We start from the raw sequence: 12,336 nt of genomic DNA, 5'->3' as shown, positions 1-12,336 counted from the left end.
TACAAATAAGCTATATTTTTTGAAAACATTTAGGAGATTTATTTATGAGCGACGAAATTCAAAATGCCGAAGAAGTTCTTAAAGCCACAAGAAAGGCGAACAAGATTTGGCTAAAGCGTATTCGCGTTTTTGCGGGATTCCTCGGAATGTTGCTCCCGTGGATTGCGCTGCTCGGCGCTTATATTGTCTCGAAAGCACAACCAGACGCAATTAAGTCCGGTTTTTGGACAGATTTGTCTATTTCGGAAACCTATTACGTAACCCCGGCATTAGCAGGAGTTTTAACAACTGCCGCTGTGATTCTGATGAGCTACAAGGGCTACGACTTAATTGACCATGCCATAACTTCTATATCAGGCATCTTTGGCACCTTGATTGTTTTGTTCCCTTGCAATTGCGCGCAAGTAAATCCGAATGATTTAGTCGGCTTTTTCCAATTGCCGGCTGAGGTATCGCACATCATTCACTGCACCGCGGCAGTCATATTCTTTATCCTATTGGCATTTAACAGTTTGTTCCTGTTCACACGCTCTTGGTACAAAGACGAAAACGGCAACAAGGTTTATATACCGCAAACAAAACAGAAGAAAATCAAAAACATTATTTTTAGGGTTTGCGGCGTAGGCATGCTTTGCGGTTTGGTTTTGGTTCCCTTGAAGATGATTGAGATTTCTGCAAGAGTTTTCATCGCCGAAGCCATAGCGCTCACCTTCTTCGGTGTCAGCTGGCTTGTAAAGGGCGAAGTTTTCGGTTTGCTTTCTGACAACAAGTCAAACTAAATGATTCTTCGAAAGCCCGATTTTTATGACCAATTCAAGTGCATCGCCTCGCGATGCACGGACACTTGTTGCGTTGGCTGGGAAATCGATATTGACGAGGCAACGCAAGAAGTTTACCGCAAGGTATCGGGCGTTTTCGGCGACAGACTCCGCGCAAACATTGAAGACGGGCATTTTAAATTACTCCCCCACGACCGTTGCCCGTTTTTAGACAAAGACAACCTATGCGAGGTTTACCAGCATTTGGGCGAAGACGCCCTGTGCGATATTTGCACCGAGCATCCGCGATTTGTCGAGGTCTATGGCGATATTATGGAGCGGGGGCTCGGGCTCTGCTGCGAAGAGGCCGCGCGCTTGTTGCTTGAAGGCGAAGGCCCGCTGGCCTTTACCTGCGAAGAATGCGATGAGCCTGAAGACGAATTAGATGATGATGACCGCGAAGTCCGCGACCAAGTTCTTGGTGAACGCGAATGGATGTTCGAAACGCTTGCCGACCAAGGCTTGCCTTTCGCCGAAAGACTCTACAAAATTTTCGACTACACAGGCGAGAATCCGTTTGCGCCTTTTGAAAATGCGAAAGCTATGTTCGAACTTTTGGCAAAGCTCGAAAGCTACGGCCCAGATTGGGAAGCCGCCCTTTCGCGCATCAAGGCCCGAATTGAGTCAAGCGAACCGATTGTAGACCAAGGATTCTTCTCGGAAACCGAAAGCGCGCGACTGCTCGCCTACCTGATTTACCGACATTACGCCAAGTGCCTTTTCGAAGGCCGCGAACAGGGCAAGCGCCAATTCGCGCTTTTCTTCTGGAACCTGGCCCGATTCTTTACTAAGGAACTTGCAGGCGAAAATTCCGCTGTCACACCTAGCCCGCGGACCAACACAAAAATCAACGCGGCCAAAATTCTTTCGAAGCAATTGGAATACGCCGAAGAAATTATGGAAATCGTCGAGATTTCTCTAGACGAATAAGGCTAGGCTGCCAGGCGGTCTTTATCCATCACGTGCTTACGCCATTTACCGCTCTTCCAGCGGAGCCAGAAAATAAGCGGTGCCGTACTGTACACGGCAACGACCGTAATCCAGGCGTATTGAGGCGGCAGGTGGAAAATGTAAGCCGCCACGTACAAGGCACCCGCCACGCACCAGTTCATAATGGCACACGCGAACATGACCCATACGGTATCGCCCGCACCGCGAAGCGCACCCGCATAAATCACAAGCAAGACTTCCACGAAAATGTAGAAGGTCGCAATTCGTAGCATGAAAATGCTCATGGGCCGCGCCGCCGCAAAAATGGCCAGCGCCTCGGCAGAAGCTTCAGCCGCATCGGGCTTAAAAATGTCCGTGAGAATCCCAGGCAAGAAGATAAAGAAAATGCCCATCAGCAAGGAATATCCCCAGCCGAGTTTAAGGCCGGAATAAGTCGAACGCGAGGCCGCCGCACCGTCACGCGCACCCACGTAACGCCCCACCAAGCTCGTAGACGCCACTTCAAGGCCCATCAGCGGAACGTAGGCCACCATGTCCCAGTTGAACATGACCGAAGACGCCGTTGCCGATTCGGGCCCGAGCGCATGGAACATGAGAATCAGGAGCTGGAACGCCGCCATGTTCAGGCACATCTCGACACCCGAAGGAATACCCTTCTGCAAGAGTTCCTTGGTCAGGGGCCAACTGAATGCAAACGCATAACGGGTGCGGAAACGGTCGTGACAATTCTTGCCGAAGAATTTCGCGAACAAAATCACTGTCGAAACCAGGTTCCCGATCAAGGTACCGTAAGCAGCGCCCGCTACGCCCAAAGCGGGAATCGGGCCCATGCCGTAAATCAAGAAGAAGTTACAGGCCACATTCACAAGCATGCCCACAAAGGCAGCCTTCATGACAATCTTGGTTTCACCGATACCGCTAAAGAAACAGGGAGCCGCATTGCGCACCAAGTTGATGATGCCACCGAACATCAGAATGTTAAAGTAGGTCTTTTGGTACTGCAGCTGATCCGCCGGCAAATGCTCCATTCCAAAAGCCAAATGGCCAAGCGGAATCGTGAGGTACAAAAGCGGCACCGAAACAAGCGACAGGTACACCGCCTGCATAAACACGCGGGCGCAATCCCAGCGCTTTTTGCCACCCAGACGCTGCGCCACCATAGCGGTTGTGTAGCTGATGGCACCGGTAAAGAACATAGTGAGCGCAAGTTGCACCGCCCCCGCCCCAAGCGCCGCATTCATTTCGGCAGGGCCAAGTTTCGAAAGGAACAGGCGGTCGATAAAAGTCATGATGGTGTCGAAAGACATCGACATAAGCATGGGAAGTGCTACCACGAGCACATCCTTTACATCGCCGTTTTTCTTGAATTTAGACGGTCTGTAGAACTTATTGAGTATCGCGTCGACCATATTGGGCGACAAATATAGAAATTTTTACAATTTATGCAAGTTTCTATCGAGCAACACTTTCCAGTTTCTTTTTTAAGGTTGAAAGGACTTCTTTCTTTTCGGTATCGAGGCGAACCTGGAGGCTACCTGTATACAGTGCATCGACAAGCCCGTTTGAAAGCGCTTCGGATGCCTTGCCCTGGTCGCCCAACTTTTTTACCTGGAGTTGGATTCCTTCGCTAGAAAGCGAAGCCGACACTTTTTTCAGCGTTGATTCATCTTCTGCGTTTACGACGCCCACCGTCACGGTCACTGCCGTCACTTCTTTTTTGAGGGTTGCATGCTTACGGGCGCAACAGTCAAATCGAGCCGCAGCAAAAGAACTTAATAAAGCACATAATAAAAGTATTTTTTTCACAGCCCCCCCCCTAGAAATCGAACATAACTTCGACGCCGAATATCAGAGAAGGATCGTTTTTATTGCCTTCGGACGGCCAACCTTTATCGTCAGGGATATCGGCAAGAACCATCGAGATAATATTTATTTTGTAACCGGGAACATTAAAGTAGAACCGTCCACCGACGCGCCACGATTGCAAATCTTCATCTTTGTCTAAAGTATTCGTATGGTATTCAAGAGGGATACCGATACTTAAGGATTCCAGTAAGGCTACGCTCGGTTCTACCGCTACAAAAAAGTATTCCGGACGAGTTGTCATTTCCAAGAATGTACGTTCCGGGTCATCGATAACCGCATAGAACAGAGAACCTATGATGCAAAATCTCGAAAATTCAAACGACGGTTCAGCCAAGAATACATGATTCGATACCGCATCATCGCTAGCCAAGAAGACCGAATGAAAGCCGTATAATCCATGCAAGGCAAAATGTTCCGACGAAAGCGAAATATCTAGCCCAGCATAAAGTTCATTAAAATCCTTTCGCTGATAGCTTTTGTAATCGGCATAAGGGCGAAACACTTGTCCGGCCAATTCAAGATCGTAAGCGGCATGAATTTCGTACGTAAGGCCTTCTTTGCAATCCATTCCCATGTATTCGCCGAACATATAGTGGTAATAGCAACTTTGGTCGTTACTTCCGCTACCAAAGCCGGCATCGAGTTGCAAGCCATTCCACAAGAATTCAACGCCGCGAATAGACTTTTGCCTTATGCCCGCCGCATCGTCCCGAGGGTCGCCAAAATCATAATAATTTTTGAACAGACCTTCGAAATAATTTAAATCGCCAATACGAAAAGCCAAGTGTTCAGAAGGCGCATATTGAACATAAGCTCCGTTAAAAACGACAGTCGGGTGCACAGGATCCATGGTTGCGTCATCGCCCATATCCATGCCTTCCATCTCTTCCATTCCATCCATCGCCATTCCCATCGCTTCAATTTCGAGCCATGCAGACCAACGATCGTTAAAACGGACATCGAAATCCAAATCTAGCATAGATTCATAACGATGCACAACGTTTGATTCATCGGTATTCCAGTCGGCATAAGCGTGAACCATGATCATTCCCGAAAGGTCCAGCTTAGGACGCTCAAAGGCAAGCGATAAACCGACTAATAGAAGGACATATAGTAATATTCGTTTATTCATACAAATAAATTCTGGCACCCGTAACGCAACTTGTTACTTTTTCAAACTCTTAATAAATTCATCGATATAACCCATTACCGTTTTCACGTCTTCGGCAGAGCCCCAATGGGTATTGTGGTCGGCACCTTCGACTTCGTGGAACACAACACTTTTTGCTCCAGAAAGTCCCTTTTGCAAAGTCTTCTGAGATTCGTTATCGAACAAGGCATCTTTAGTACCCCATATGATTTGAACATCGGTCGCAATCGAAGAAAGGCGCTTGGTATTATCAATTTTCAAAAGATTCTTGACCAAGTATTTCCACACATAGTAAGGCACTTGTTTCAAGTGTTCCAGATTGGCGGCCTGAAAATCCTTATCCGGATTCGTGCTGTAGCCCCACGCCTGAATAAAGCTTTCAGGGAGTTTCTGGGTCGAATCGTATGCATAAATGCCATCGAACGATTCATCGTCGGTACCGTTCACAAGCCAATCCAGCGTGGCATTTTTCTTGTCGACCGAAGCGCCCGAGCCAATCAAGGTGATTGAAGAAACAATTTCTGCGTTCGTGATGGATAATTCCTGAGCAATAAAGGCTCCAAGCGAATGTCCCACAATGTGAACTTTTTTCAGGCCAAGTTTTTCGACAAAGGCTGCTATATCGCTTGCAAGTTCAGCAACGGAATACGAAGATTCATCAATCGGCTTGTCCGTTTTTCCGTTGCCGCGGTATTCGGGCACATAAACGCGATAGCCTTTTTTGGCAAGTGCCGGTGCCACCTGCGACCAAGAAACTCGACCATCGGTAAGTCCGTGAATCAATACGACCGGAGTTCCCTTTTCATCACCCGTCACTGTATAGGCCAAATGTATTCCCGTTGCAAGGTCAACCGATTTTTCAGTCCAGTCGACATTCTGGTATTCGGCAAAGCTCTTTGTCGTAAAGGTATTGTTCTTGCCCATAAAATGATGCCCGTTCACCTGAGCTTCATCTTCAAAGGCATAGACATCCGTATTGCTGCTCCCCACATGAACAACATCGGCACTTCCCGAAAAATCGACACGGCCAGAACGCTTGATGAGCAAATTTCCGGTCACCTTGACATTCTTTAGGACCGTTGCACCTGGCGTTGTCGTAGAAACCGTCAGCACACCATTGATTGTTGTATCTTGCAAGAAAATGAATCCATCTTGAATATCTTCATCTCCAAGCGTCAGGTCGCCTTCACTAGGTTCTTCCATGTGATGACCATGGTGCTCTTCGTGGGATGCATTTTCTTCGTGGGATGTTTCTTCTTCGTGAGAAGATTTTTCTTCGGGGGCGCTACTTGAGTCATCAGAGCAGGCGGCAAAGAAAAGTGTAGAAGCAAGAATTGCTGCCGAGAATAAAGCAAAATTATTATGAATTGTCATTGAAGCCTCCGTTTGTATTCGTTTTAAATCGGGCTCAATATTAGATTTTACGGAGGTTTACGTCCAATACTATTTTTTCATGGCAATTGATAGTTTTTTTCTATAACAAGTTCATTTTATCGTGAGCAAACGGCTTACCTCAAATTCAAAGTCCAAGCAAGAAATTACTATATTTGACCCACTATGTTTTCACAGCTGACTGACTCTCTAGAATCTACTCTCAAGAACCTGCGCGGGCAGGGCAAGCTCACCGAAGAAAACGTCGCCGAATCACTGCGCGAAGTACGCCGTGCATTCCTCGAAGCCGACGTGAACTTCAACGTGACCCGCGACTTCGTTAAGGCCGTTAAAGAAAAGGCCATGGGCTCCGAAGTGCTTTCCTCGGTGACTCCCGGTCAGCAGATTGTGAAAATCATCCACGACGAACTCGTGGCCGTGATGGGTGGCGAAACCAAGGAAATCAACCTTTCTGGTCCGGCTCCAGTCGGCATTATGATGGTCGGTCTGCAGGGTTCCGGTAAGACGACCTTCGCTGGCAAAATCGCCCTCTGGATGCGCAGCAAAAAGAAGCGCAAGCCGCTCTTGGTTGCCGCCGACGTGTACCGCCCCGCCGCTATCAAGCAGTTGCAGGTGCTCGGCAAGTCGATTGGCATTCCCGTTTACGACGAAGGCCAGGGCAATCCGGTGGAAATCATCAAGCACGGTTACCAGTACGCCAAGGACAACGGCTTTGACTTAGTGATTTACGATACCGCAGGCCGCTTGCAGATCGACGAAGAGTTGATGCAGGAACTGGAAAAAGCCCGCGACGCCGTTCACCCGGACGAAATTCTGTTCGTGGCCGACGCCATGATCGGTCAAGAAGCGGTGAATGTGGCAGAAACCTTCTGGAACCGTCTGAACTTTACGGGCGTTTGCCTTTCGAAGATGGACGGTGACACCCGTGGCGGTGCAGCGCTCAGCATCAAGAAGATGACGGGTGTGCCTATCTGCTTTATCGGTGTCGGCGAAAAGCTCCCCGAAATTGAACTGTTCCACCCCGACCGTATGGCCAGCCGAATCCTCGGCATGGGCGACGTGGTCAGCCTCGTGGAAAAGGCCCAGCAGGTTATCGACGAAAAAGACGCGAAGGACCTGAAGAAAAAGATTCTCAATAACACCTTCGACCTGAACGATTTCTTGAACCAGCTGCGCACCATCAAGAAGCTCGGCCGTATCAAGGACATTCTGAGCCTGATTCCTGGCCTGAACAAGCTCCCGATTGACCAGATTGACGAAAAGGAACTGGTTTACGTGGAAGCCGTGCTCAGCTCCATGACCCCGAAGGAACGCAAGAAGCCCGACATTTTGGACGGTAGCCGCAAGGCTCGCGTAGCCAAGGGTTCCGGCACTGAAATCGGTCGCGTGAACGCTGTGCTCAAGCAGTACGAAACCATGAAGGAAATGTTCAAGAAGGTCGGCGACATGGCCCGCAAGCAAAACAATGGCGGCGCCGTAGGTTCCAACTACACGCCGCCTAAGGACAAGAAGAAAAAGAAGAAAAAATAAAAGTAAAGCCCGGTCAAACCGGGCTTTTGCTTTAATAAAACGCTTTAGTGATTTTCGAGCTTGCTTAAATCAGTCGAAAGCATTTTCCAGAGGCGGGACGCGAAAGGTTCCGCCCATTCTTTTTCGGGCGCCACGCGGCTCGTAGTCGCAGCGGTAAATTCCGAATACACCAGGAACACAAGCTCCCCGTAGCGGGCGTCCCACAGCGTCCAGAGCGTCTGCCAAGTGAAGCCGCCATTTTTACCCAAATCGGGATCCATGCGCACATTCAGCACCACCGGAATCGAAAGGTAACGCAATTCGTAGCGGCTAGCTAATGCATTCAGCAAGTTCTTGAAATCCTTCGAAAGTTCACGGGAAATATCCTGCTCTACTCCGTCGCGTTCAAGCCACGGGCTCATATCGCTCAACTTTTTACCGTCGGCAAAAACCGAATTCAAAAGCAACTTGGAAAGGCTATCAACGTAGGCAGAATCAGCATCCGGCAGGCGCATGCCCGGGAGCATGAGTTCGCGACGCATCTTGGGGAACGCCTTGACCATCAAGGAATCTTCAACGCGGGCCAAGTCAAAATCCAAGGCGTCTGCACTGTAACTGTGGCAGAACTTGCATTTTTCGGGGCGATCGGCCTTGACCGAAAGCGCCGGGAAAACGCCCCAGACCGCCGAAGAATCCATGCGGCTATAAGCCTTCTTGTTCCATTCGCGGTAGAATTTTTCGTTTGAAATTTTGAGTTCGATATCGCCACGAGTTCCGCATTCCTGACATGGAGCGTCCTTCATGCTCGCATCGCCCGAAGCATCATCGCCACCCTGGCTACCCGCGCAACCTGCAAACAACAAAAAACTCATGCAGAGGAAACACGCAAAAGCAAATGTGATTTTATTTACCTTCATTTTCATTTCTCATTACTCATTTTTCATTGTTCATTAGTTTAAACCTGCCTCGGTTTTCCCGTCCAACCAAGCTTTTCGCGAAGCGCGCCCACAAATCCCGTATGGCGCAAGCGAATAAATGTCGTCACCGACTTGCTTTCGGCAAGAGTCAGCACATCATTCGGTTTCAAGACAACCGTGGTACGGCCATCAAATACCAAGTCCAGCGGTCCATCGACTGCAGATTTCATCTGGAGTTTCTTGGACGAAAGCGAAAGCACCAGCGGACGCACCGAAAGGCTGCTCGCCGCCACCGGAGTCAGCACCACCGCAGGCGTAGCCGGGTGAATGATAGGGCCACCAGCCGCCAGATTGTAGGCGGTAGAGCCTGTTGGAGTCGAAACGAGCACGGAATCGGCCCAGTAATCGGTCAGAGCAGTTCCGTTGTAAGTCACGCTCACATTCACCATGCGCTCGGGCGCGTGCGCACGAACGTGCACCTCGTTTAGCACCGTCTGCTTGGCAATCTGCTTTTTACCGTGGTAAACTACCGCGTCAATCATCATGCGCTCGCGGGTCGAAAAGTCGCCAGCAAGCAAGCTATCCAAAGTCTGCGAAAGGCCTTCAACACGAGTCTCAGCCAAGAAACCCACACGACCCGCGTTCACGCCCAGAATGGGCGTGTCGTGCCCGAGCGCCATGTGCGCCGCCGAAAGCACAGTGCCGTCGCCGCCAATAGCAAGCAACAAGTCGGACTTGCAAAGTTCGCTTTCCTTGACAATCTTGATGGGCTTGCGCACCAAATCTTTCAGGTTATTCAGCACGCAGAATGTCACCTGCGGATGCTCAACCGCCCATTTCGAAATCACGTCGAGCGCAAGCGCCAAATCCGGATTTTTGTCCTTCCAGCCCACGATACCAATCGTGCGGAATTGGAATTTTTTGACCTTGTTCACTACGACACCTCCGTTTCAGGCTTTGCCGTTGCCATTTCCAAAAGCTGTTCAAGCTTCTGCAAGACACCTGGGTAAGTGCTTTCAACAAGTTCAGAATTGGCCACAGGCTCGTCGTTTTCAAGTGCAATCGAAAGCACCGAAAGCGCAAGACCATTCTGAGGCACGTCTCCGCCGTCAAAATCGCTACCGTTCACAATCGTTTCAAGCCCGCGAATCACAAGGCCGTCGTCATAAACGCCAACCTCGGCACCCGTCTTACGCAAGTTTTCGGCCAGAGCCTCGTTAATCGGGCGCATTTCGGCACGCAATTCCTTGGGAATGCGCAAAATTGTTTCGCCTTCGGCAAAGCAAGCGGCCACCGCCAAGAACGGGAATTCTTCGATTCCGGTCGCCATCGTATCTTCCGAAAAGCGCCTACCCTGCAAGCGCTTTCCCGAAGCAAGCGGATACACCATGATATCGCCATAGACATCGCCAAAGCGTTCGCGACGGCTTACGGTTTCGAAATTACCGCCCATGCGCTTAAGGCAAGTGAGAGCGCCCGCGCGGGAACTGTTCAAATCCACATTCTTGAGGCAGACTTCGGTATTCTTCGGAATGCCCGCAATCGTCGTGAGCAAGACAAAAGCCATCGCTTCAGTCGCATCACCCGGAATGTAGTAGTCGCGGCCCGTAATCACTTGGGTTTCCGAAATTTCGGTAAACTGCGAACGTTCCACCTTCTGGCCGCGCGCAATCATCATGCGACGTTCCAGTTCGGTCAACTGTTCCATGCCACGGCTTTCGTACTTGACATTCACGCCAAAGTACATGAGCATTTTAGTCCACTGGTCGTGTACCGAGCCCTTTTCTTCGAAGGACAGGTATTCGCCGCGAATAAGCGTACGCAAAAGCAAGCGGTTACGCATCACGGTCGCTACGTTGCCGAGCGAATCCTTTTTAATTGCCACTTCTTCGGGCGCAAAGGTAAACGTAAACTTCGCCGGTTCATCGTCGACAGGCTTTACCTTGAAATACTTCTGCAAAAGTTCCTTGGCGTGTGCGACCTTTGCAATTCCCGCTTCGTCATTTTCGGCGGCAAAGGTATAAATCTGCTCGACATCCTTAGAAGCAAGCGTCCAAAGCATCACGCAGCGCGATTCGCCCAAATCCATCGGGAGCATGCTCGGGAGCGCATACTGAAAGCCCTTGCCTTCCAGCACCAACTGGTGACCTTGCTGCATATAATTCAGGCCAAATTCCTTGAGGGCCTCGGCAAAAGGTTCTACACCTGCGGCAAAAGAGAAATCTTCAAAAACGGTACGACCATTCACGAGCAGCGCCATCACCAGCGCAAGCTCCATGCGTTCGCGGTCGGGGTTTAAAACAAATTCCATTAGCGTTCCTTTACGTCGTAACCAAGCTGCAAGAGAATCTGCATGGCACGGCGGGCCTCTTCAGGGGTCTTAAACGCAAGCAGCAAAGTGCCTGCAATATTTTCGCGGACTTTCATCAGTTCAATATCGCGAATGTTCAAATTGTTGTCGGCAAGGGGTTGCAGCACCTGCAACAGCGCACCCGGAACATCTTTCAGGGGCACCGTAATTTCAGAGAAGGCAGCTGCGGCATTGCGACCCGGTGCAAACAAGCTTGCACGGCCATCGTTACCGGCCTTGAAAACAGTCTCCAACGCAGCAGAGCAATCATCGCCCGCGGGCTTGCCTTCGCAAACCACCTTCAGGCTTTCCATGGCTTCCACCGTTTTGTCGATTCCGGCGCGCACTTCTTTAAGCGCAAGCACGGTCTGATCGCGGTTGGTGACGGCGATATCGTGCCACATGTTCCAGCCAGAGGCGGCAATGCGCGTCATGTCTCTAAAGGCGCGGCCAGCGTAATGCTGGTAGTTGGGCTTTACCAAGCGTTCCGGCATACTCGCCGCCAACGTCGACGAAAGCATCTGCGGCATGTGCGACACCCAAGCCATGGTGCGGTCATGATGTTCCGGCGGAAACACCACGGCATTTGCGCCCACAAACGAAATCAAGTTCAAGAGCGGCTTGTACACCGATTCGTCTATGCCTTCTGGCGGGCATACAAACCAGTATGCATTTTCAAAAATCGAGGGATCGTTATATTCAAGCGTACGCTTTTCGGAACCCGCCATCGGGTGGCTGCCCACAAACACAAACGGCTTCGGGAGCTTGGCACCCGCCTTGCAAATTTCCACCTTAGTCGATCCGATATCGCTCACTAGAATCTGCTTTCGTGCATCCAGCAGCGACAAATCCATCTGAGACAAGTTTTCAATCGTCTTTAAAATATGGAGAATCGGGGCGCAAAGCAAAATCACATCGGAACCGGGAACCCAGTCCTTGATTTCATCGTAGCCGAAAAATTCATCGGCAAGCCCCAGTTCCTTTGCACGAGCAAGCGTTGCAGGGCTACTCACCGCACGTACCACCGTCGGCAACTTTGCCTGTTTAATGGCAGCGGCTACCGAACTTGCCAAAAGTCCAAAGCCAACAAAAGTAAAGCGCATTACTCCTCCACCTTTCGGGTTTCTTGCATAATGACGCGGAAAATATTCTTGATGGATTCCGGCGAAAGCGGGCCCTTTGTCAGGGACGAAACTTTTTCGAGAACGGCATCTTCCCTACTGGCATCGAAAACAGGGAGACCCTTTTCTTTCTTGATTTTTCCGATTTCAGTCGCATAACTTGCCCTCTTGTTCAAAAGGGCAATCAGTTCATCATTCAGTTCATCAATACGGTTGCGCCAGTCTTCAATATTCATAGTGTTGAATTTAGAAAAATGGCTCC

The 12,336-nt window shown here is 50.0% G+C and carries 12 protein-coding genes; 3 read left to right on the top strand and 9 right to left on the bottom strand.

Going from position 1 to position 12,336, the window contains the following annotated elements; all coding sequences use genetic code 11:
• Window positions 1–44: 44 nt before the first annotated feature.
• Window positions 45–779, top strand: a complete 735-nt coding sequence (locus tag QOL41_RS05545) for a hypothetical protein (protein ID WP_283428948.1) — start codon at window positions 45–47, stop codon at window positions 777–779.
• Complete coding sequence (gene fliB, locus QOL41_RS05540; RefSeq protein ID WP_283428947.1) at window positions 780–1,748, top strand: flagellin lysine-N-methylase; 969 nt, start codon at window positions 780–782, stop codon at window positions 1,746–1,748.
• Between the two features lie 2 nt (window positions 1,749–1,750).
• Here fliB and QOL41_RS05535 read toward each other — a convergent pair whose 3' ends face one another.
• From QOL41_RS05535 to QOL41_RS05520, 4 genes are all read right to left on the bottom strand, one after another.
• On the bottom strand, window positions 1,751–3,178 hold the full coding sequence (locus QOL41_RS05535; RefSeq protein ID WP_283428946.1) for an MATE family efflux transporter: 1,428 nt from the start codon (window positions 3,176–3,178) through the stop codon (window positions 1,751–1,753).
• A 43-nt stretch (window positions 3,179–3,221) separates the two neighbouring features.
• The gene (locus QOL41_RS05530) at window positions 3,222–3,575 is read right to left on the bottom strand and encodes a MetQ/NlpA family ABC transporter substrate-binding protein (protein ID WP_283428945.1); all 354 of its coding nucleotides are present in this window, start codon (window positions 3,573–3,575) and stop codon (window positions 3,222–3,224) included.
• A 10-nt stretch (window positions 3,576–3,585) separates the two neighbouring features.
• A complete protein-coding gene (locus QOL41_RS05525; RefSeq protein WP_283428944.1) occupies window positions 3,586–4,683 on the bottom strand; it encodes a hypothetical protein in 1,098 nt (365 codons plus the stop codon).
• 117 nt (window positions 4,684–4,800) lie between these two features.
• The gene (locus QOL41_RS05520; RefSeq protein ID WP_283428943.1) at window positions 4,801–6,159 is read right to left on the bottom strand and encodes an alpha/beta fold hydrolase; all 1,359 of its coding nucleotides are present in this window, start codon (window positions 6,157–6,159) and stop codon (window positions 4,801–4,803) included.
• A gap of 183 nt (window positions 6,160–6,342) precedes the next feature.
• Here QOL41_RS05520 and ffh point away from each other — a divergent pair, with 183 nt between their 5' ends.
• Window positions 6,343–7,707: a signal recognition particle protein gene (ffh, locus tag QOL41_RS05515; protein ID WP_283428942.1), complete on the top strand. Its 1,365-nt coding sequence runs from the start codon at window positions 6,343–6,345 to the stop codon at window positions 7,705–7,707.
• 44 nt (window positions 7,708–7,751) lie between these two features.
• Here the strand turns inward: ffh and QOL41_RS05510 are convergent, their stop codons facing one another.
• From QOL41_RS05510 to QOL41_RS05490, 5 genes are read right to left on the bottom strand one after another with little or no spacing between them, the layout of a single operon-like run.
• Entirely contained in the window at window positions 7,752–8,603 is an 852-nt protein-coding gene (locus QOL41_RS05510) for a hypothetical protein (protein ID WP_283428941.1), read from the bottom strand.
• 38 nt (window positions 8,604–8,641) lie between these two features.
• A complete protein-coding gene (locus QOL41_RS05505) occupies window positions 8,642–9,538 on the bottom strand; it encodes an NAD(+)/NADH kinase (RefSeq protein WP_283428940.1) in 897 nt (298 codons plus the stop codon).
• Window positions 9,538–10,914, bottom strand: coding sequence for a carboxyvinyltransferase (locus tag QOL41_RS05500; protein WP_283428939.1), 1,377 nt, complete (start codon window positions 10,912–10,914; stop codon window positions 9,538–9,540). The genes QOL41_RS05505 and QOL41_RS05500 overlap by 1 nt, the downstream gene beginning before the upstream one ends.
• Entirely contained in the window at window positions 10,914–12,056 is a 1,143-nt protein-coding gene (locus tag QOL41_RS05495; RefSeq protein ID WP_283428938.1) for a prephenate dehydrogenase/arogenate dehydrogenase family protein, read from the bottom strand. Before QOL41_RS05495 ends, QOL41_RS05500 begins: the two co-directional genes overlap by 1 nt.
• On the bottom strand, window positions 12,056–12,310 hold the full coding sequence (locus tag QOL41_RS05490) for a chorismate mutase (RefSeq protein ID WP_283428937.1): 255 nt from the start codon (window positions 12,308–12,310) through the stop codon (window positions 12,056–12,058). Before QOL41_RS05490 ends, QOL41_RS05495 begins: the two co-directional genes overlap by 1 nt.
• Window positions 12,311–12,336 lie beyond the last annotated feature (26 nt).

The organism is Fibrobacter sp. UWB10, from assembly GCF_900182935.1.
Lineage (GTDB): Bacteria > Fibrobacterota > Fibrobacteria > Fibrobacterales > Fibrobacteraceae > Fibrobacter > Fibrobacter succinogenes_O.
Note: the sequence above shows the minus strand (reverse complement) of the source record. Positions and strands in the feature narration are given on the sequence as shown.